General features: G+C 70.3%; 18 protein-coding genes and 1 pseudogene. 16 read left to right on the top strand and 3 right to left on the bottom strand.

The genetic code is table 11. The features are described from left to right. The first annotated feature begins 251 nt into the window (after positions 1–251). The 6 genes and pseudogenes from LO772_RS31920 to LO772_RS31945 all read left to right on the top strand — a co-directional run. Complete coding sequence (locus LO772_RS31920; RefSeq protein ID WP_231775508.1) at positions 252–1,796, top strand: APC family permease; 1,545 nt, start codon at positions 252–254, stop codon at positions 1,794–1,796. Next, on the top strand, positions 1,793–3,229 hold the full coding sequence (locus LO772_RS31925; RefSeq protein ID WP_231775509.1) for an FGGY family carbohydrate kinase: 1,437 nt from the start codon (positions 1,793–1,795) through the stop codon (positions 3,227–3,229). The genes LO772_RS31920 and LO772_RS31925 overlap by 4 nt, the downstream gene beginning before the upstream one ends. Continuing rightward, a complete protein-coding gene (locus LO772_RS31930; protein WP_231775510.1) occupies positions 3,226–4,677 on the top strand; it encodes an NAD(P)/FAD-dependent oxidoreductase in 1,452 nt (483 codons plus the stop codon). The genes LO772_RS31925 and LO772_RS31930 overlap by 4 nt, the downstream gene beginning before the upstream one ends. Further along, entirely contained in the window at positions 4,674–5,942 is a 1,269-nt protein-coding gene (locus tag LO772_RS31935) for an NAD(P)/FAD-dependent oxidoreductase (RefSeq protein WP_231775511.1), read from the top strand. The genes LO772_RS31930 and LO772_RS31935 overlap by 4 nt, the downstream gene beginning before the upstream one ends. A gap of 121 nt (positions 5,943–6,063) precedes the next feature. After that, positions 6,064–6,723 carry a haloacid dehalogenase-like hydrolase gene (locus tag LO772_RS31940; RefSeq protein WP_231775512.1) on the top strand — a complete coding sequence of 220 codons (660 nt, stop codon included), beginning with the start codon at positions 6,064–6,066 and terminating at the stop codon, positions 6,721–6,723. A 270-nt stretch (positions 6,724–6,993) separates the two neighbouring features. Then, a pseudogene (locus LO772_RS31945) lies at positions 6,994–7,095 on the top strand (IS5/IS1182 family transposase); the annotation flags it as partial. Between the two features lie 125 nt (positions 7,096–7,220). Here LO772_RS31945 and LO772_RS31950 read toward each other — a convergent pair. Then, positions 7,221–8,507, bottom strand: a complete 1,287-nt coding sequence (locus LO772_RS31950; protein ID WP_231775513.1) for a hypothetical protein — start codon at positions 8,505–8,507, stop codon at positions 7,221–7,223. A 230-nt stretch (positions 8,508–8,737) separates the two neighbouring features. Here LO772_RS31950 and LO772_RS31955 point away from each other — a divergent pair, with 230 nt between their 5' ends. The 9 genes from LO772_RS31955 to LO772_RS31995 all read left to right on the top strand — a co-directional run bounded on the left by LO772_RS31955 (position 8,738) and on the right by LO772_RS31995 (position 15,624). Further along, positions 8,738–9,010, top strand: a complete 273-nt coding sequence (locus tag LO772_RS31955) for a hypothetical protein (protein WP_231775514.1) — start codon at positions 8,738–8,740, stop codon at positions 9,008–9,010. Between the two features lie 395 nt (positions 9,011–9,405). After that, positions 9,406–9,594, top strand: coding sequence for a hypothetical protein (locus LO772_RS31960; RefSeq protein ID WP_231775515.1), 189 nt, complete (start codon positions 9,406–9,408; stop codon positions 9,592–9,594). 334 nt (positions 9,595–9,928) lie between these two features. Further along, positions 9,929–10,708 (top strand): enoyl-CoA hydratase/isomerase family protein, encoded by a 780-nt coding sequence (locus LO772_RS31965; protein ID WP_231775516.1) that lies wholly within the window; start codon positions 9,929–9,931, stop codon positions 10,706–10,708. Between the two features lie 5 nt (positions 10,709–10,713). Continuing rightward, entirely contained in the window at positions 10,714–11,601 is an 888-nt protein-coding gene (locus LO772_RS31970) for an SDR family oxidoreductase (protein ID WP_231775517.1), read from the top strand. Between the two features lie 27 nt (positions 11,602–11,628). Then, positions 11,629–11,775, top strand: a complete 147-nt coding sequence (locus LO772_RS31975) for a hypothetical protein (RefSeq protein WP_231775518.1) — start codon at positions 11,629–11,631, stop codon at positions 11,773–11,775. Positions 11,776–11,897: 122 nt separating this feature from the next. Then, on the top strand, positions 11,898–12,428 hold the full coding sequence (locus LO772_RS31980; protein WP_231775519.1) for a SigE family RNA polymerase sigma factor: 531 nt from the start codon (positions 11,898–11,900) through the stop codon (positions 12,426–12,428). 47 nt (positions 12,429–12,475) lie between these two features. After that, complete coding sequence (locus LO772_RS31985; protein ID WP_231775520.1) at positions 12,476–13,369, top strand: hypothetical protein; 894 nt, start codon at positions 12,476–12,478, stop codon at positions 13,367–13,369. A 1,006-nt stretch (positions 13,370–14,375) separates the two neighbouring features. After that, positions 14,376–15,119, top strand: coding sequence for a GntR family transcriptional regulator (locus LO772_RS31990; RefSeq protein ID WP_231775521.1), 744 nt, complete (start codon positions 14,376–14,378; stop codon positions 15,117–15,119). A gap of 319 nt (positions 15,120–15,438) precedes the next feature. Next, positions 15,439–15,624, top strand: coding sequence for a hypothetical protein (locus LO772_RS31995; RefSeq protein WP_231775522.1), 186 nt, complete (start codon positions 15,439–15,441; stop codon positions 15,622–15,624). Between the two features lie 197 nt (positions 15,625–15,821). Here LO772_RS31995 and LO772_RS32000 read toward each other — a convergent pair whose 3' ends face one another. Next, entirely contained in the window at positions 15,822–18,269 is a 2,448-nt protein-coding gene (locus LO772_RS32000; protein ID WP_231775523.1) for a glycoside hydrolase family 2 TIM barrel-domain containing protein, read from the bottom strand. Positions 18,270–18,522: 253 nt separating this feature from the next. On the opposite strand from LO772_RS32000, the gene LO772_RS32005 reads away from it, so the two are divergent. Then, positions 18,523–19,098 (top strand): TetR/AcrR family transcriptional regulator, encoded by a 576-nt coding sequence (locus LO772_RS32005; protein WP_231775524.1) that lies wholly within the window; start codon positions 18,523–18,525, stop codon positions 19,096–19,098. A 174-nt stretch (positions 19,099–19,272) separates the two neighbouring features. Here the strand turns inward: LO772_RS32005 and LO772_RS32010 are convergent, their stop codons facing one another. Then, positions 19,273–20,211: an HAD family hydrolase gene (locus LO772_RS32010; RefSeq protein WP_231775525.1), complete on the bottom strand. Its 939-nt coding sequence runs from the start codon at positions 20,209–20,211 to the stop codon at positions 19,273–19,275. Between the last annotated feature and the right edge of the window lie 192 nt (positions 20,212–20,403).

The raw sequence follows: 20,403 nt of genomic DNA on the forward strand, positions 1-20,403 counted from the left end.
TTTCGTGGCCTTACGTACGATTGATCCGGTTGGGCTCTGGAGGTGACCTGCCGGCAAAGGCTTGACTGCATTCGGGCAAACATCCACACTTCCAGAAAGGATCGGTCAGTAATCCACAGAAGCAGTCAGTTCAGTGGTGACCCGGCCGACAGACCTCCGCAGGCGTGCCGGCATTGCCGACCGCGTTCGGTTCCCCCACATCCACTGGCCCCCGCCGCGACGGCGGGGCACCCTGAACAGGGAAGCGAGTCATGGCAGCTGCAGACACAGAGCCCCGGGGATCGGGATCGGTCGACCGAGACAATGGTGAGCACAAGCAGATGAAACGGGAGCTGGGCTGGTACGCCTCGTTCTCCGTGGCGTTCGGGTTCGTGTCGATCGCGACCGGGATCTTCACCACGTACGGCTCGGTGCTCGCCACCTCCGGCCCGCGCGGCATCTGGGCCTGGCCGATCGCGGTGATCGGCCAGCTGACCATCGCGCTCATCTTCGGCGCCCTCGCCGCCCGGATTCCCATCAGCGGCTACTCCTACCAGTGGGTGTCGCGGATCGTCGGCCCCGTGTGGGGCTGGATCATGGGCTGGATCTCGTTCGCGTTCCTGGGCGTGGTCGTGGTCGCCGTGGACTACACGATCGCCTCCACGATCCTCCCGGAACTGTTCCACTACGTCGGCACCACACAGAACGCCTGGGTGATCACCGCCGGCGTCGTCCTGCTCCAGGCGATCCTCGTCGCCGCCTCGACGCGCACGACCCACCGCGTCAACAACACCGCGGTCACCGCACAGCTCATCGGCATGATCACGCTGACCGTGCTGCTGTTCGTGGTGGGCGCCGCCACCGGCAAGCTGGACTTCGCCCACCTGTTCGAGAGCGGGCCCGTCCCGGAGAGCGGCTACTACGCCCTCGGCGGCGCCACCAGCGCCGGACCCTTCGCTCTCGCGTTCCTGCTGGGCGCGTTCACCATCGTCGGCTTCGAATCGGCCGCCAACCTGGCCGAGGAGACCAAGGACCCGGCCCGCGTCATCCCCAAGGCCATGGTGCAGGCGGTCCTCTCGCTCGGCGTCCTCGGCTTCCTGTTCCTGATCGCGGTCACCGCGGCGGCCGGCCAGGTCGGAGGCGTCGGCGCGTCGGCCACCCCGGTCGCCACGGTGATCACCGCCGTACTCGGCTCGGTGGTCGGGAAGATCCTGCTGGTCCTGGTCGTGATCTCGATCTTCTCGTGCGGGCTGGTGATCACCCTCAGCGGCACCCGCCTGGTGTACGCCATGTCCCGGGACGAGCGGTTCCCCGGCTGGCAGTGGCTCAGGCGCATCGACCGGCGCACCGCGACACCGCTGAACGCCTCGGTGTTCATGATGCTGATCGCGCAGATCATCCTCGCGGTCTTCTCCCGCTCCACGGACGCGCTGTTCGAGCTGTTCTCCGCCGCGACACTGCTGCCCGCCCTCATCTACGCCGGCACGGTGGCGATGTACGCGGCCAAGCGCCGCTCGCTGCCGCCGTCCCAGGGATTCTCGCTCGGCCGCTGGGAGATCCCGGTCCTCGTCGTCGCGGCCGTCTGGCTGGTCTACGAGCTGCTGATCTTCCGGGACTCCTCCTTCCGCGGACCGTGGACGTACGTCCTGGTACTGCTCGCGGCCGGTGCCGTCTACTTCGCGGGCCTCCTCGTCCGACGCGGTCGCGGCGGGCTGACCATGCCGGACATGGCCGACGTCGACCGGACGCTGGACGCCGCGGACGCGGCCGGTCACCCGAAGCCCGCCGACACCGCCACCGTAGGGAACGTGTCATGACCGCGATCCTCGCCATCGACCAGGGCACCTCGGGGACCAAGGCCATCGTCGTCGACGCCGACGACGGATCCATCGTCGCCATCGCCGAGGAGGCCATCCGCCCCACCTACCTGCCCGGCGGAGGCGTCGAGCAGAACCCGCACGAGCTGCTGGATTCCGTCCTCAACGCCGGACGCCGCGCCGTGAACGCGTCCCACCGCCCGATCACGGGCGTCGCCCTGGCCAACCAGGGCGAGACGGTGCTGGCCTGGGACCCCGCGACCGGGGCACCGCTGTCCCAGGCCATCGTGTGGCAGGACCGCCGCGCGGACAGCGTGTGCGCCGAGATGACCGAGCACGCCGACCACATCGCCCGGCGCACCGGGCTCGTCCTCGACCCCTACTTCTCCGCGCCCAAGATGGCCTGGCTGCGCCGCAACGTCACCCGCGAGGGGGTGGTGACGACCACCGACACCTGGCTCGTGCACCACCTGACCGGCGAGTTCGTCACCGACGCGGCCACCGCCAGCCGCTCGCTGATCCTCGACCTGGACACCGTCACCTGGGACGAAGAACTCCTCGGCCTCTTCGGCCTCACGGGGGAGCGGCTGCCGCGCATCGTCGCCTGCGACGACATCGTCGGCACCACGCGGGCCTTCGGCGGCGACGTGCCCGTGGCCGGACTGATCGTCGACCAGCAGGCCGCCCTGATCGCCGAGGGCTGCCTGCAGGAAGGCAGCGCGAAATGCACGTACGGCACCGGCGCCTTCCTCCTGGCGAACACCGGGCTGAACCCCGTGCGCTCGCACGCGGGCCTGACGACGTCGGTGGCGTGGCGAGCGGCCGGTCACACCCCCTACTGCGTGGACGGACAGGTCTACACCGTCGCGTCCGCGGTGCGCTGGCTCCAGGACCTCGGCCTCGTCCCGTCGGCGACGGACCTGGACACCCTCGCCGCGAGCGACGCCGAAGGCGTGCTGTGCGTCCCCGCGTTCGCCGGCCTCGCGGCTCCCTGGTGGGCCCCGGACGCCACCGCGTCCTTCACCGGCCTGACCCTGGCGACCCGCCGCGAACACCTCGTCCTGGCCGTGCTGCAAGGGATCGCCGCCCAGGTCGCCGAGTTGGGCGCACTCGTCGCCGCCGACCTCGGCCGGCCACTGAGCCGACTGCGCGCGGACGGAGGACTGACCAACTCCGCCGCCCTCATGCAGGCCCAGGCCGACATCGCGCAGATCCCCGTCGACATCTACCCCCACGCCCACGCCACCCCGCTGGGCGCGGCGGCCCTGGCCCGCTGCGCCCTCGACCCCGCGCTCGGTCTCAAGGAGGCCGTCGGCGACTGGCGACCGACGACCGTCTACGAGCCCCGCTGGTCCCGGGACCGGGCCGAGGAGTTCCGCGGCAGGTGGGCGCGGGCCGCCCGGCCCGGCGCCCCCGAAGGAGAGCAGTCATGACCGCCACCCCCCACCGTCCGCACGACGGCGTCTTCGACGTCGCGGTGATCGGCGGTGGCATCGTCGGCGCGGCGATCGCACGCGAACTGTCCGGCTGCGACGTCTCCGTCGCGCTGCTGGAAGCGCGCGACGACGTGGGCGACGGGACCAGCAAGGCCAACACCGCGATCCTGCACACCGGCTTCGACGCCAAACCCGGCACGTTGGAATCCCGGCTCGTCGCCCGCGGCTACCACCTGCTGAGCGCGTACGCCGAAGCCACCGGCATCCCGGTCGAACACACCGGCGCCGTCCTGGTCGCCTGGAACGACGAAGAGCACCAGGCCCTGCCCGGTCTGAAGGAGAAGGCCGAGGCCAACGGCTACGACCACTGCCGGATCGTCGATGCCGACGAGGTCTACCGCATGCTCCCCGACCTCGGGGAGGGCGTGGTCGGCGGGCTGACCGTGCCGGACGAGTCCATCATCTGCACTTGGACCACCAATCTCGCCCTGGCCACCGACGCGCAGCGGCGCGGCACCACGATCCTGCTCCGGCACGCCGTGACCGGCGTCGATCAGGGGCCCGACACGACCACCCTGCACACACCGGCGGGCGACGTACGTGCCCGCTGGGTCGTCAACGCCGCCGGTCTCGGCGCCGACCACATCGACCGGCTCTTCGGCCACGACCGCTTCACCGTCACGCCCCGCCGCGGCGAGTTGTTCGTCTTCGACAAACTCGCCCGCCCCATGGCCGACAAGATCGTCCTGCCCGTGCCCACCTCCCGCGGCAAGGGGGTCCTGATCTCCCCGACGATCTACGGCAACGTCATGCTCGGCCCGACCGCCGAAGACCTCACGGACCGCACCGACACCGCGACGTCCGAAGACGGCTACGACTTCCTGCTCACCAAGGGCGAACGCCTCATGCCGCGCCTGCTCGCCGAAGAGGTCACGGCCGCCTACGCGGGACTACGTGCCGCGATCGACCACCCCGACTACCTCATCGAAGCCACCTCCGACCAGCGCTACCTCCTCGTCGGCGGCATCCGCTCCACCGGGCTGACCGCCGGAATCGCCATCGCCGAACACGCCCGCACCCTGCTGGAGAAGGCCGGTCTGACCCTGCTCACGCGCAGCGACCTGCCTGCGCCGCCGCGGATGCCCAACATCGGTGAAGCGGCTCCACGTCCGTACCAGGACGCCGAGTTGATCGCCCGCGACCCCGCCTACGGCACCATCGTCTGCTTCTGCGAACGGGTCACCGCGGGCGAGATCCGCGACGCCTGCCATGCCCCCGTACCCGCCCGCAACCTCGAAGGCCTGCGCCGCCGCACCCGCGCCATGAACGGACGGTGCCAGGGGTTCTTCTGCGGTGCGGAGGTCAGGGAACTGCTCGACGGCAACGGAACGGCAGTGGGCGCGAAGCCCGTCCGCTCGTGCGAGGCGACGGAGGCGGCGAAGTGACGCACCACGAGATGACGCACCACGAGATCCTGAATCCGACGGTCCTCATCATCGGCGCCGGTCCTTCCGGCCTTCGGGCCGCCGCCGAGATCGCCCCGCGGATCACCGGCGAGGTCCTCGTCCTCGAACGGGAGAGCGCCGCGGGTGGCATCCCGCGCCACAGCGACCACCTCGGCTACGGCATCCGGGACCTGGGCAAGTTCATCAGCGGCCCCAAGTACGCCGCGATCCTCCGCGAGAGGGCCGAGGCGGCCGGAGCGCGCATCGTCACCAACGCCATGGTCACCGACTGGGCGGGCCCGCGCTCGGTCAACGTCACCATGCCGGCGGGGCGCGTGCGCGTCGACGCGCAGGTCGTGGTCCTGGCCACCGGCGCCAGGGAACGGCCGCGTCCGGCACGGCGCATCCCCGGGGACCGCGGCCAAGGCGTCTACACCACCGGCCAGCTCCAGAACATCGTCCACCTCAAGCACGGCACGGTCGGGAGGAAGGCCGTGGTCGTCGGCGCCGAACTCGTCAGCTGGTCGGCCGTGTTGACCCTGCGCCACGCCGGCTGCGCGACCGTGCTCATGACGACCGAGTACCCCAAGCCGGACGCCTACGCGTTCTTCAGCGCCCCCGGCAAGGTCGCCTTCGGCACCAAGGTCGCCACGCGCACCAGAGTGGCGGGCATCTTCGGCAAACCCACCGTCGAAGGGGTCGAGATCGAGAACCTCGACACCGGCCGGAGGACTCGGGTCGCCTGCGACACGGTCATCCTCACCGGCGACTGGATTCCCGACAACGAGCTCGCCCGCGCCGCCGGCATCGACATCGTCCCCGGCAGCAAGTCGCCCGTCGTCGACGCGGCACTGCGCACCGACAAGGAGGGCGTGTTCGCCATCGGCAATCTGCTGCACCCGGTGGACACGGCGGACGTCGCCGCCCTCGACGGGGCCGCGGTCGCCGACCACGTCGTGGCACACCTCGCCGGACAGCGACCCGAGGGCACCAGCCTGCCGCTGACCGCCGAGGCCCCGTTCCGGTGGGTCGCCCCGTCCCTGCTGCACCGCAACGACCCCGCACCGCCGCGGCGACGGCTCCTCCTGTGGAGCGACCGGTACGTGCCCTTCCCCAAAGTCGTCCTGCGCCAACAGGGCAGGATTGTGGCCGACCAACGCCTTTGGTGGCCGGCCGCACCCGGACGGGTCTTCCGCGTCCCGTCCGGAATGCTGCGCAGCGTGGACTGGAACGCGGGCCCGGTGACCATCGGCCTCGCCGACTGAACACCGCACCCATGCACGGGAGACCCATGTCCCAGCGCCGGAACACCCCGCCCGGGCTTCCCGCGAGCCCGTTCCCGCCCACACGCGCGCCGTCCGCAGTCGAAGCCGGTACGGGCCCGCGGTGAACACGACCGGCGCCACCCTCGCGATCTTCGACCTCGACGGGGTGCTGACCAGGGCGGACACCATGGCCACCCTGGTCGGCGGCCGTCTCAAGGCCCGCCCGCACCGGCTCGTGGCGGCCCTTCCGCTCGTCCTCGCCGCGGTGTCGGCTCCTCCCGACAGCGCGCTGAAGCCCGCGGTGAACCGCAGGCTCGTCGCCCTCGCCCTGCGCGGAATGAGCCGAAGCGAGTACGAGGAACTCGCGGGCCGGGTCGGGAGGACCCTGGCCGAACGGACAACCGTGGTGCGGCAGGCGGTCGCGGTGTGCGCAGCCGCCGTCCGCCGCGGCCCGACCGTTGTCGCGACCGCCTCCGAGGAGACCCTTGCGCGGGCCTTCCTGGACGGCGTCGGCCTGGGCGGCATCCCGCTGATCGCCTCTCGCCTCGAATACACCGCACGCGGTCCGCGGCTGGCCGCCCACAACGTCGGCGAAGCCAAACTCCACGCGGTCCGCAGAGCCGGATTCGCCCCCGAGGACGCCATCTTCTACACGGACTCGGCCAGTGACACGCCCCTCGCCCGCGCGGCACGGAAGACCGTCGCCGTCAACGCCGACCGCCGCTCGATCAGGAAGTTCGCCGCCGACGGCACACACGTCGACCACGAACACTGGCGCTGAGCCCGTGTCCCCGGAAGACCCACATCACCCACCGAAGAGCCGACGCCCATCCAGGCCCGGACCCGGCGCGCTCGAAGGCCTCACCCGCCGTCGGCACCCCGCTCGTCCCGCGGACGACATCACCGACGTCAACCTGATGCTCACCCCCCGGACCCCGCCCGACGGCACGCCGAAAGCGGACGCGTTCCCGTTCCGCGGCGACCCGGGCAACCCGGCCACGCTGGTCCGGGCGGTGACACGTCGTAAGTTCGCCCGGCCGGACGGCTTCCGCGCCTCCGTATTCGCTGGGAGCGCCGAGCCGACGTGCACGAAGCACTCGTCGAACTTGGGTGCGGCCTCATCACGCACCGGCGAATCCGCTCATGCTGTTGGCTGCTGTCAGCGGCAACTCGCCGGGCTGCCGTGCCACGGTACCTGGCCCTCGGTCACCTACGCGTTCGGTGTCCGGGCCGATGGCCGCCGTCGTGTCCGCCGACGACGGCCATCGGCCGCTTCGGTCAGCCGCGTCGGCGTCGCGCCGCGTACAGTGCCGCGCCGCCCAGGGCCATCGCGACCGCGGCCGAGCCGGCCAGCCATGTCAGGGGCGGGGACGCGCCCGTGCCGGGCAGGTGTCCGCCGCCCGATCCCGTCCCCGGCCCCGGCGGGGGCGCCCACGGCGACCCGGGTTCCGTGGAGTGCGTCGGCGCCGGGTGCCCGCTCGTCGACTGGGTCGCGTGCGTCGGATGCGTCGTCGTGGGGTGTCCCGTGCCGGGGTGTCCCGTGGGGTGCCCCGTCGTCGGGTGGGCGGACGTGGGCGGCGTCGTGGGCGTGGTCGTCGGCGGCGCGGTGTGCGAGTGCGTGGGCGTCGGGGTCGGGCTCGTCGTGGAGCCCGGGCACGTGACGGTGTTGGTGATCCCCATCCGCAGGTGCGGGCCGTTCACTTCGGCCGTGTGCGGCAGCGGCAGGTCGGTGGTCTCCCCGTCGACGGAGGTCACGCGTGCCGAGTCCAGCGTGCAGCCGTCGGCGAGCCGCACGGTCTCGTCGGCCGTCGGGTGATCGCCGACCCGGTAGCCCGTCCGCGGCGTGCCCCACGGCTGGGCCGTCGCCCCGGCGGCGCCCGGTCCGGTGAGGGTGAGCGAGGCGTCGAAGTCGTCGGGCTGTGCGCCTTGTTCGTAGTCCTTGCCGTTGATGCGCCACGTCTTGTCGACCGTGACGTCGGCGGCCACCACGGGACGGTTGTAGACCACGCAGCTGACCGCCTGGCTGGCATCGACGCCGAGGGAGAATCCGGGGGCGTCCGCCGTCCCGGTGTTCGCCACCTCCACCGGGTCGCCGGTGCCGAGGTCGGTGCAGACCGCGTTGCGGCCGTTCTGCGTGACGAGTTCGTGGTCCGCGTGCTGGGTCTCGGAGACGGTGAAGGCCCCGGTGCCGACGGTGTTGAAGGACGGCTGGAACGCGACCGAGCCGGTACCGTCGTCGGTCGTGGTCTCGGTGGTGGGCATGCCGCCGATGCCGGACGTCGTGGTCGTGGCGTCGAACGTCCAGCCGGCACCCGCGTTCACGGCGCCGGTGGTGTCCTCGCCGGTGGTCGAGGACGGCACGATCTGCTTGACGACCGAGATGCTGCCCTGGCATTGCGCCATCGCCAGGTCGTGCAACTGCCGGCCGGCGGTGGCGAAGTCGGCGGTCTGGTAGTAGTCCGCGGCGCCCGCGTTGGTCCCGTCGTAGGCGGTCGGGCCGGACAGGGCACGGAGGTTCAGCGCCGAGACGCCTTCGACACCCTTGCTGACGCCGAGCGCGATCACGCGAGCCTTCGGCCTTGACGGCGTTGGCGGAGAAGATGCCGTTCTCGACGTCGCGGAAGTGTGTGTTGGAGCCGTCGCCCTGCGCGTTGTCGGCGAACCGTGTCGGGTTGCCGTCGGTGAGCACGATGACGGGTTCGTAGTGCTCGGACGCCTGGGCGACGGCCCACATGCCCTGGTCCCAGTTGGTGCCCTTGCCGAGCGTCCAGTCGGCGTACAGATTCTTGAACGCGGTGGCGCCCACCTTCGTCGACACCGACTGCAGTTCAGGGTGGTTGGCGGCCACACTCGTCGCCGGGGACGCCCGGTCGAACGAGAAGACCGCCATCCGCGACGGGGTGCCGGTCAGCGCGTCCGCGAACGTGTCGGAAGCGGCCTTCAGTTGCGGCAGCGCGGACCCGACCGACGCCGACAGGTCGAGCACAAGGGCGACGTCGACTCCGCAGTGCGCGGGGAGCCGCGGGTTGTTGCGCGAGTTCTGCCAGACGCCGCCCGACGCGGTGTAGTTCGTGCCGTACGTCGAACTCAGCATGAACCCGTTCGGCTCCGGCATCGTCGACGCGTAGGTGTTGCCGCCCTCCAGGGCGGGCGTTGGGAACACGTAGGCCGGGTCGTCGGAACCGCTTCCGCTGCCCGGGCCCACCCGGAGCCGGGGGTTGGTGTACCAGCCGGCGGGCACCCCGTCGGGCACCTGGCCGACCAGGAACCGGCGGCCTTCGTTCGCCTGCCCGCTGCCGGTTTCCGGGACGGTGAAGGAGCAGTCCCCGTCGGCGTCCGACGTACACACGCCCCACGCCTGGTCGACCGGGCTCTCCGTGGATTCGGCGAACAGCGCGAGCCGCACACGCCGGCCAACGCGCCCACGGTCTGCGCCCCGGTCCGGTCGCCTCCCGTCCTCACGGTGATCACGGACGTGTCGGCGGACGGTTCGGGCACCGAGCGCGGCGCGGCGCGGCCCGCCGACGCGACGTTCGGTGCCGCCAAAGCCATGGCGGAGAGCCCGGCCGCGGCGACCGCGGACCAGCGGTACCGGCGGGACCGGCGGAGGGATTGCAGCGTCGAGATCGGCATATGGTCATCATTCGTCTGAATAGACGACACATCCTCATTGATCTCCCGACACGCCAGGACGCCATACGTGTGCCGGACGCCGACGCGCCGAACCGCGCCCGCGGCCGTACGCCGCCCGGGCCGCGTCGTACCGCCGCACCAACGAGCATGCGTCGCCGCAGCGTGCGCGCGGGACGATCACCCGTCACTCCCGTCGGCAGCCTTCGGGGTGTCGCATCTCCCAGTGGCCTCCCGGTCGCCCGCTTTCGCCGCCTCGGGGTGAAGGGCTGGCTTGAACATTATTTCTGACGTACCGTCAGAACTGCGGGTCGGGGGTCCCCACGCCGTGAGCCCGCGACGACCCGGGAGGCACCATGGCCGACAAGATCCTGCTGGACGTGGACGGTCCCCTGGCCACGATCACCAACAACAACCCGGACAAGCACAACGCCTTCGACGACGACATGGACCAGCTCCTATGGGAGATCCTGGCCGAGCTGCGCGGACGCAAGGAGGTGCGCGCGGTCATCTGGCGCGCCGAGGGCAAGTCGTTCTCCTCCGGCCGGGACGTCGGCGCGATCGGCGGCGACAAGGTCGAGCTGAGCCATCACGAGCTGATGACGCGCGGCCACAAGGGCATCCAGCAGCTGTTCGACCTGGAGGCCCCGGTGATCGTGGCCGCCAAGGGCTGGACGATCGGCGGGTCGTTCCAACGCGCGCTGCTCGCCGACATCCGCGTCGCCTCCGACGACGCGCGGTTCATGCTGCCCGAGGTCACCCACGGGGTGATCCCGGACACCGGCGGGGTAGGCCGGCTGTTCCAGATCTGCGGCCACGGCGTCGCCTCCGACATGGTCCTGACAGGGCGGCCGATGGACGCCGCCGAGGCGTTCGCCCACGGCGTCGTCTCGCGCGTCGTCGCCCCCGATGCCCTGGACGCCACCGTGCGCGAGATGGCCGACAAGATCGCCGCCGCCCCCGCCGCGACCGTCAAGATGGCCCGCCGCGTCATCCGCCACCTCGCCGAGCCCGAGATCCGCTCGTCGATGGCCGACGAACTCATCGCCCAGACCTTCGTCAACAAGTCCGACGACTACGCCGAGTTCCGCGCCGCGCGCGCCGGGAACCGCGCCGCGCACTACACCGGGAGCTGAGCCCCATGAGCACCAGTACCCACCCCGGTCTGCCCGACGCCGCGCCGGCAGGGGAGTCCGCGCTGCCGGCCGGCACGTACGACGGCAAGACCGTGTTCGTCACCGGGGGCGGCACCGGCCTGGGCAAGGCCATCGCCACCGAGTTCGCGCGCCTGGGCGCCGCGATCGTCGTCGCCTCCCGCAAACCCGAACATCTTCGGGCGGCGCGGGAGGCCATGACCGAGGTGAGCGCGAAGGTGGCGACCGTCGTCTGCGACATCCGCGACCCGGAGTCGGTCGCGACGGCCTTCGACGCCGCGGCCGAGGCGTTCGGTCTGCCCGACGTGCTCGTCAACAACGCGGCGGCGAACTTCCCGGTACCGGCCGAGGACATGTCGCCCAAGGCCTGGCGGACGGTCGTCGACATCACGCTCAACGGCACGTACTTCGTCGCCCGCGAATTCGGCCGCCGCCACATGACCGCCGGGACTCCCGGCTCGATCATCAACGTCGGTGCCTCGTACGCGTGGACCGGTGGCCCAGGCTTCGCCCACTCGGCGGCGGCCAAGGCCGGCGTCAAGAACATGGTCGAAACCCTGGCCGTCGAGTGGGGCCCGTACGGCATCCAGGTCAACGGCCTGGTTCCCGGCCTGTTCCCGCACGACGACATGACCGACGACATCAAAAGCAACCTCGCCCGCACCCACGAGAAGGACGCCTGCCAGCCCGCCCTGCGCGTCGGCCGCCCCCGCGAACTCGGTTGGGCCGCCACCTTCCTGGCATCCCCGTACGCCCGCTTCATCTCCGGACACACCCTCGTCGTCGACGGCGCCAACTGGCAGCGCCGCACACTGACCAACCCGCCCGTGACCACCATCCGCGACCAGATGGGCAAGCCCCCCTTCACGGGTTGACCGCCACCCGCCCCACCGCGTTGTTTCATGGCACCCCGCGCGTGCACGACCAAGTCCGACCAAGACTGGGAAGACTGGGTCGAGTACTGGGCTGACAGTCTCCGCGAACTCCGCGACCACTCCCTGGAAGCCGCACGCGCCGGCCGCACGGTGATCTCCTGCCCAGACACCTGAACCCGGTCTCCCGCCGCCGCGCGGTCAATCCGCGAACCGACCGCCACATCGGGACGGTGTGACCGAACCGGTGGTTCGACACGTCAAGACTCTGCGAGGTCGTCGACGGAGCGGGGAAAAGGATGGGTTGGTTCCACAGGGAGCGCATCGGGTTCGCCGAGTTCGCCGAGGTGAACCAGATCGTGCTGCGCCGCACCGCCTATCTGCTCTGCGGCGACTGGCATTTGGCCGAGGACCTCGCGCAGACCGCGCTGGAGAAGGTCTACGTCGCGTGGCCGAAGCTCGAGCGGCAGGAGCACCCGGAGGCCTACGCCAAGCGCGTCATGATCAACGTGTTCCTGGACGGGCGGCGCCGCAAGAGCAGCGGCGAGATGACAGGCATCGACGCCGACGCACTGGCCCGTACCCCCGCCCCCGCCCAGGGGGATCCCGAACTGCGGCTCACCCTCGTCGACGCGCTGCACACCCTCGAACCACGCGACCGTGCCCTGCTGGTGCTGCGGTACTGGGAGGACCTGAGCGTCGAGGAGACCGCACGGCAGTTGGGCATGGGCGTGTCCGCGGTGAAGACCGGCGCGATGCGCGCACTCGCCCGGCTGCGCGAGCGCGTGCCGGAGCTCAACCGCACGGCCGCCGAGGAGGGACGGCCGTGAGGAACCGGCGCGGGGCACAACGGTCGGCGACAGACACAGCGGCACACATGAGGGAAACCGACATCGTGGAAGGGCACGTAGTGGAGACCGAAGACCTGTTTCGCGGCCAACTGCACACCGAAATCAACGAGTTGGAGGTCCCACCGGCCACGGGGGTGGCTGCCCGGGCGGTCGCGGTCGGACGCCGCCGGGCCCGGCGGCGCGCGTTGGGTCAGGCCGCCGGTGCGACCCTGGCGGCGGGAGTGATCGCGGCGGGCGTTATGGGCGCGGCGGAGCTGCGGCCGAGTCCGGCGGCCAAGGCGGGACCCGCGGCGGATCCGTCGTCCGGGATCGACGGACAGGTCGGCGGCGTGAACCCCGAACTGCCGGCGCAGCCGGTGGCACCCAATCCCCTGGCCGAGCAGCTCGGCCCGATCATCACCAGCCTGCTGCCCGGGGGGACGAAGCAGGTCACGACCAACACCGCCGTCGACGGCGGCCTCTACGCGACGGTCACCTGGGATACCGGCCAGGGCGTGGTCGAGGTGACCTTCCACATGGTGGGCAAGCGGTTCTTCGGGTGCACCATGGCCGATGGCAAGCCGACGCCCAAGGAGAACAACTTCGGCGGCTGCCGCAACGCACCGGACGGAACGCTGCTCGGCACCTTCGAGAAGCCCTTTCCGGACAAGGGCATCGCCTGGAAGGGCCTCAACTACGTCACCGGGGAGACCATGGTCGAACTGACCTACGGAAACGGCGAACTGTCGGACAACGGCAAACCCACCCGCGGCACCTTGCCGCTGACCGACGAGCAGGCCCTGTCCATCCTGACGAACCCGGCCTGGGCGCCGATCCTCGCCGCCTACGTCCCACCACCGCCCGCCGACTCCGCCACGCCGCCCACCCCGGGCCCCACGCGGCTCCCGATCTCCTCGTCCGCTCCCGCAGGGCAGCCCTGACCCGGCCCGCACGCACCGAGGGCGCCCCCGAGCGGGATCACCGGATGAACCGCCCCGGATTTGATGGAGATCTCAGTTGGTGGTTGTGACCTGGGGTTTCGTGGTTGCGAGGTAGTGGTTGTTCTCGTATTCGACGGGCGGGATGTGCCCGATTTCACCGTGGAGTCGGCGGTGGTTGTTCGGTCAATAGCCGTTCGAATGCGCCCCCCGGTGACGGTTTCAGCCGCTCCGTACGGAACGGCTCCGTAGGCCGAGGTCGGCGCCGGGGGGCAACGGCACGGACGAGCCACCCCCGCACGCGCCCGAGGTAGCGCCGCCGTAGCGGTGCGGGGTCTGAGGTCACGTTCATCTCGTACGCCTTTCCGGCCATCGCCTCGGAGGTCAACCCGGCGCCCACGGCCGACCGCCCGGATTCACCATGAGCCCCCCGGGGGCCCCGCCCCGAAGAACATCGGACGCGCCTTGCCCGCCCATGGACACATCTGGATCCGGATCGGCTGATCGCGCGTTCCAGAGCCAGACGGGCGCGCCGCGCGGCGTATGCGCGATGCTGGTGCATGCGACGGGTGGACCCCGTCGAGCGTGTGTCGGGGACGTCATGCGTGTGTCGTCCTTGGGCAAGGTTGTGTTCAGGCCGCGGTATCGGCCAGGACGCTTGCGACAGGAGACGCGGATCGGCCAATTCGGTTGTGACGCTGCGTCGGCAGGTCATGGTCGAGCCGAACTCGGGTTCGTGGAGCGGGTGTTCGGACGGGATCCGGGTGCGCGGTTCGTGCGTGATCCGGCGCAGCGACTTCTGGTCCGGGTTGAGGAACCGTCACTCCGCTCTCGGTGGCAGCGGCCGGACGCGTGCCCAAAAGTCATCGGACACGACCTGGCAGCGGTGTCACCAGGCATCGGGTAACAGCCAATTCGCGCGCGGGACACGGCGACTATGGAATTTCTTTAGCCGTTGTTGGCCGTTGGCCAAGTCGACAGGATGTCAAGACGACAGTACTTTACTCAAATGGTCGAATATAAGGCTCTCGCCGTGCCCTTTGAAGTGGCGCAGCCCAAATATGCCAGACTCGTACAAGTAGTTCAGCAGCGTATTGAGGACGGAACCTACCCGGTCGGTTCGTTGCTTCCCACCGAGGCGGGTTTTGCCCAGGAGTTCGGGTGTTCGCGGCCCACGGTTGTCCGGGCTTTGGAGATCCTCGCCCGCAACGGTTGGATACAGGCTCAGCAAGGGCGAGGGAGGTTCGTCATGGCGCGTCGGGCGGCCGAGCCCGAGCGGCGGGGGGCGATTCTGCTCGCGCTGGACGAGGCCGCGACGGGGGTTCTGCTCGGGGTCGCGCGCGTCGACGCCCCGATTCGAGTGCGGGAGATGTTGAAGCTCGCCGACGGGACGTCCGTCCTGCTCCGTCAGGTGCTGGTGGTCGAAGGCGGCGGGCCGGTCGAACTCGTCTCCACGTACTTCACCTTGGCGGTTGCCGAGGGCACCGACCTGGGCTCGGGGACACTCGTACCGGGTGGGATCAAGGCCCACTTGGAGGACACCAAGCGCATCCGCCTCGCGCGCGCGACCGAGTCCGTGACGGCTCGGGACCTCGATGAGGATGAGGCGGAGGCCTTGGAGGCTGTCCCCGGGACTTCCGCGCTCGTGATCTGGATCGCGGTGAGTGATTCGGCGGGGAATCCCGTCTTCGCGATGGAGAACGTACTGCTTCCGAACTGTCGGGAGCTGGAGGCGGCGTACGCATTGGCCTGAGGGATCAGCCGTTTTGCCAATATGACAGGTCAACCTGGCTTTCCTTGCAATGGTCCCGGGGTTCCGCACGTGTGTCCGGTGTCGGCGGGATCCGCGTTCTCCGGGCGTGCCGGGGGTTTCCGCGGCTCCGGTGACGAATCGCGGTGCGGTTGAGGTTCACGGCTCGCCGGGAGGCAGGTGGGCGGGTCCTGTCCAGATAGCGCGAAGAGAAAGCCGACTTCTGCGATGGCGGCCGTTTCCCGAGGGCTTGCGGTTAAGATCTCGAAGTGGATTCGACAACGGCTTGGTGCCGGGGTTGAGCGCCTATGGTTTATGGGGATTGTTTCCTCTCTATTGGCTACTTCTCGATTCCGAGGACATCGAACCCGCGACGCAGTTCGGTATCGGTGTCATCATCCGACACGAGCCCATGCCGGCCGCCCGATGGACGGGCTTCGCCCTCGTCTGGGCGGCGCTGCTGCTCCTCGTGCAGGACGCCAAGACGTCGCCACGGGAGAGTCGGTGAGCAGGGCCCGGCGGGTGGGTCGGCCGGAGGATCGACTGTCTGAAACCCCCGCATCCAGAGTCGGCTTCAGGGCGACAGTTGGTCGCGGTTTCGAGGGCATGGGATGTGTCTCACGCCTGAACGGTCAGCCATTGACCATCCCCTGAGCCGTTGTCTGCGTCTGCCGCGGTCGCACAGGCGCGCGGCTCCAGGCGCGTTTATGCGACCGTGATCGGGATCTCGACCGGATCGCAGCCCGGGGCTGAGGCTCGCAGGAGGATTTCGCCGGGGGCGAGAGGGCGGAGGACGGCCAGGGCGCGTCCTTCGTGGGTGTGGTGTTCGGTGGCGTCGAAGCGCTCGGTGGTGGCGGGGTTGGCGCTGCCGAAGCCCGTCAAGGCGCCGTTGCCGGAGACGTGGAGGCTTACGGGCCGGTCGGCTGCGGTGTGGACGGTGCCGTCGGCGTCGGTCAGGGTGAGGGTGACGTACGCGAGGTCGCCGTGTGCGGTGGAGACGGCCGACCGGTCGGCTTCCGCACGCAGTCGCAGGGGACCCGTGGCCGAGCGCAGGACGTGGCGCCCTGTCTCCGCGCCGTCCCGGTAGGCGACAGCCACGAGTTCGCCGGGTTCGTGGACAAGGTGGAACTCGGCCCGGAAGCGGTGTCCCGCCCCGGCCGGCCGGCGGTCGACGGAGCGGCCGTTGAGGATGAGTTCGACCTCGCCGGCGCCGCTGTACACCTCCACGGTGATCGGCTTGTCCTCGAACCCGGGCCAGGTCCAGCTGGACAGCGCATCGCTCCACGCCCAGGGCGTTCCGGCCCAGCTTTTGCCGTGGTGTTCGGGCCGCTGAACGGCGATGTACGGCTCGGTGCGCAGGCCGAAGACGATCTCGCGATAGTAGGACGCCGGGCGGCGGTGGCCGGTGATGTCGATGTCGCCGCAACCGGCCAGCAGGTAGGGGTACGGCGCGAGGAGATCCGCAGGCGTGTCGGAGGCCGGGTAGCGGGGGCGGCCGATGCCGACCTCGCCCAGGTAGTCCCAGCCCGTCCAGGTGAAGTCCCCGATGACGTGGCCGTGTTGCCGTACCAGCTCCCAGTTGGTGTCGATCCGGGTCGGGAAGGTCTCGGTGCCGACGATGACCCGGTTGGGGAACAGGCCCTTGTCGAGGGCGTAGCGGCTCTCGGAGTAGTTCATGCCGGCGACGTCGAGTACGCCGTACGACTCCGCGGTGCGCTCGGTCACCAGTTCCGAGGCGCTGAGCAGGTTCATCGTGTCCCCGAGGTCGGTCATGAACGTGTTGACGCCTGTGGGCGCTTCGGTGTCCTCGGGGGCCTGCTCGGTCGTCCGCTTCAGTTCCGACATCACGGCGACCATGTTGTTGATTCCGTTGGTGACGTAGCGTCCGCCGTCCAGTGATCGGATCTTCTCGGCGAGCCTGCGGCCCCACGCCGCACCCGCGACCGAGCCGGCCTCGGGGACCTCGTTGCCGATCGAGTAGAGGATGACGCTGGGGTGGTTGAAGTCCTTGGCGACCATCGCCTCGAGGTCGCGTTCCCACCACTCGGGGAAGCTGAGGCTGTAGTCGAAGTCGCTCTTCGCCGACGTCCACATGTCGAACGCCTCGTCCATCACCATCATGCCCACGCGGTCGCAGGCCTCCAGCATGGCCCTGCTCATGGGGTGGTGGGCCATGCGGATGGCGTTGAACCCGGCGTCCTTCAGGATCTCGACCCGGCGTTCCTCCGCGCGGGCGTGGGTGGCCGCGCCGAGGATCCCGTTGTCGTGGTGGACGCACGCACCCCGCAGCTTGACGGTCTCGCCGTTGACGCGCAGGCCGAAACGGGGGTCGAGTTGCAGCGAGCGGATGCCGAAGACCGTGGTCTCGGCGTCCGCCTCGCCCGCTTCGTCCTGGATCCTCACCTCGCAGGAGTACAGGAAGGGCGACTCGGCGCTCCACAGCGACGGGTCGAAGACATAGACGCGCCGCCGAGCGGTGGCGGGCTCGCCGGGCAGGACCGTGACCTTCGCGGTGTCGGTGGCGACGACCGCGCCGGCGCCATCGCGGATCTCGACGGTCAGGTCGAGGGTGCGGATCGCGATCGAGTCGTTCGCGATCGTGGCCGCGACCTCCACGACCGCCCGGTGCGGGTCGATGTCGGGAGTGGTGACCCGGACACCGCCGGGGGCGATCCGTACGAGCCCGCCGACGAGCATCCAGGTGTCCCGGTAGATGCCCGCGCCCGTGTACCAGCGGGAGTCCTGGTGAGTGCGGGCCTCGACGCGGATCTCGTTCTCCCGCCCGAATCGCAGGAAACGGTCGGCGTCGACGAGGAAACCGGAGTAGCCGTAAGGACGTTGCCCGGCGTAGTCGCCGTTGACATACACGGTCGCGTCCCGGTACACACCCTCGAACTCCAGGAAGACGCGCCTGCCCCGGTACTCGTCCGGGACGAAGAACGCCTTGCGGTACTCGAACACCCCTCCGGGGAAGTACGCGCGGGCGTGCGCGTCCATCGACGCCTCGCCCTCCGGAGGCACCCGCTCCTGACCGATCATCGCGTCGTGCGGCAGCGTGACCTGCCGGTACGGAACGGAGGGGCCGGCCAGTTCGACAAAGGGACTCGCCTTCGGCCGGACCTGCCAACCGTCGTTGAAGCAACTGCGGATCACGGCTTCTCTTCCTCTCGTTGCCGACGCCCGTCGGGCCCACGCTCACCGGAACCGAAGGCGGGAGACGCGGACGACCGCACCGGCGGCGCGACGTCGGGGCATCGCTGTGGTCGACGAGTCACCCCGTACGCGGGCAGGTTGGGTGAGCCGAACTCGGGCGTGGTGAGCCGGCGACGAAACCTTATCTACCAAATCGTAAATAGGATAGCCCGGTAGCATGATCGGCATTGCCGGCTTCGGAGGAGCGCACCGCATGTCCACCCCCGCAAGCCGCCGTCGGCTGCCACCGGCCGAACGCCGCGAGGAGATCCTGAAGGCGGCCACCGACCTCATCGCCTCCTCCGGCTTCAACGGTGTGCCGTTGGAGGCGTTCGCCGCCGCCTGCGGCATGACCAAAGCCGGGCTGCTCCACCACTTCCCGTCCAAGGACGCCCTGCTCGTCGCGGTCCTCGAACGGCGCGACGAACTCGACCTCACCAACGTCGGCGACGCCCTGGGACCCGCAACAAATCCGGCGTCGGCACGCGCCCTCATGACCGCGGTCGTCCGGCGCAACCTGACCCAGCGTCCGATCCTGCGGTTGTACGCGGTCCTGGCAGCCGAAGCACTCAACCCCGACCACCCCGCGCACGCCTACTTCCAGGCGCGGCTCGGCGAGGGCCGCGCCATGTTCGAACGGCACATCCTGGCCTGGCACCCGCGCCCCGACCTGGCCGCGGTGGAACTCCTGTCCTTCCTCGACGGTTTGCAACACCACTGGCTGCGCGACCCCGGCATCGACTTCCTCGCCCAATGGGAGGTCTTCGCCGACCGGTTCTTCACGGCCTGAACCGCACGTCACGGCGGATGCGGGGTCGGCGACGACAGGGGCGATGCCGGGCGGTGGACACCGAACACGGCCGGCGCTGCCTGGCGGCTGCGCGTCCCGCCTCCGGCACGTCCCGGACGGTGACCCGGCTGGTGTCAGGGGGTGAAAGCGTCGGCCTGCCCGGCGCGTTCCCTGTCAGCCCTTGCGCAGTTCCCGGCCGACCGCTTGTGCGCGTTCGCGGTCAGTCGAGACGGCCGTCGGCGGGGGCAGGGTGTGTTGTGCGTGCTGTGGCCGGGGCGGACCCACGGTGAGCACCGGATGGCCCGCGACGGTGAGCACGGATACGTGCTCCAGGGAGGGGACGCGGTGGATGCGGGGGCCTCGCGGTACGTTGCCCGTGCCGGTGACCGCGACCGTGGTGCCCATTCCGGCGGTGTTCGCCGCATGTACGCCGCTGTGCGAGTCCTCGAACGCCACACACCGCGCCGGGTCCACGCCGAGGTCCGCGGCGGCGCGCAGGTACGGCTCGGGGTGGGGTTTGCCGTGCGCGACCTTGTCAAGGGTGACCATGGTGTCGAACATGTCCCGCCGGAACCCGTGACGGGAAGCGCGCTCAAGCGCCCGCAAGGACGCCTCGGCGATCGCGTTGCCTGCGCTGGTGACCAGGCCCACGCGCATCGGGGATGCGGCGAGCGCCGCGAGCATGGCATCGGCACCGGGCATGAACTCCCGTCCCCGGTCGTGTATCGCGGCCACGACGGCCTGGTCGGCTCCCGCGCGCATCCCGGCCGCATGCTCTTCTCGCGGCCGGTCCCGGTCGAGTCCGGGGCTGCGCACGCCGAGGTCGTACATCCGCAGGGTCAGGTCGGTGCCTGCCAACCCGAGGTCGAACATGTCGTTGCGGTCGGGGGCCACGTTCTGGTCGCGCATCAGTCCGCGCAGGAAGTCCGGCCAGACCTTGACCTCGGGCGTCAGGGTGTCGTCCATGTCCACGAATACCGCCGCCGTGCCCACACGCGTCAGCGGTGCTCCCGCGCCGCGCACATGCGGGACCAGGGCCGATGCCGGCTGGGCCAGCCCGGCGGTGGCGACATCGCGAAGGGATTCCGGAACCCGTCCTGCCGTGGACGCCAACGCGCCTCCCTCGGTCGCCACCGACGTACAGAGTCTCCTGCGTCACGGCCTCGCGTACAAGGACACACGAGGGACCTGCGGGAGCCGCGCGTATGCCGGACGAGGCTTGTCGGCCGGTTCATGCCGCGCGCGGCAACTCCCGTGAACGGTCACGGGTTTGTGCCGTGGCGGTATCCCCCGCATCGGTGGGGG

Origin of the sequence: Yinghuangia sp. ASG 101 (assembly GCF_021165735.1) — a bacterium.
In the GTDB taxonomy this organism is placed as follows: domain Bacteria; phylum Actinomycetota; class Actinomycetes; order Streptomycetales; family Streptomycetaceae; genus Yinghuangia.

Excerpts from the sequence above, each read along its gene's own strand:
- LO772_RS31980 (WP_231775519.1), top strand. The coding sequence starts at position 11,898 with ATGGGTTGGTTCCACAGGGAGCGCATCGGGTTCGCCGAGTTCGCCGAG.
- LO772_RS31985 (WP_231775520.1), top strand. The coding sequence starts at position 12,476 with ATGAGGGAAACCGACATCGTGGAAGGGCACGTAGTGGAGACCGAAGAC.
- LO772_RS31990 (WP_231775521.1), top strand. The coding sequence starts at position 14,376 with ATGGTCGAATATAAGGCTCTCGCCGTGCCCTTTGAAGTGGCGCAGCCC.
- LO772_RS31970 (WP_231775517.1), top strand. The coding sequence starts at position 10,714 with ATGAGCACCAGTACCCACCCCGGTCTGCCCGACGCCGCGCCGGCAGGG.
- LO772_RS31930 (WP_231775510.1), top strand. The coding sequence starts at position 3,226 with ATGACCGCCACCCCCCACCGTCCGCACGACGGCGTCTTCGACGTCGCG.
- LO772_RS31965 (WP_231775516.1), top strand. The coding sequence starts at position 9,929 with ATGGCCGACAAGATCCTGCTGGACGTGGACGGTCCCCTGGCCACGATC.
- LO772_RS31975 (WP_231775518.1), top strand. The coding sequence starts at position 11,629 with ATGGCACCCCGCGCGTGCACGACCAAGTCCGACCAAGACTGGGAAGAC.
- LO772_RS31920 (WP_231775508.1), top strand. The coding sequence starts at position 252 with ATGGCAGCTGCAGACACAGAGCCCCGGGGATCGGGATCGGTCGACCGA.
- LO772_RS32005 (WP_231775524.1), top strand. The coding sequence starts at position 18,523 with ATGTCCACCCCCGCAAGCCGCCGTCGGCTGCCACCGGCCGAACGCCGC.
- LO772_RS31925 (WP_231775509.1), top strand. The coding sequence starts at position 1,793 with ATGACCGCGATCCTCGCCATCGACCAGGGCACCTCGGGGACCAAGGCC.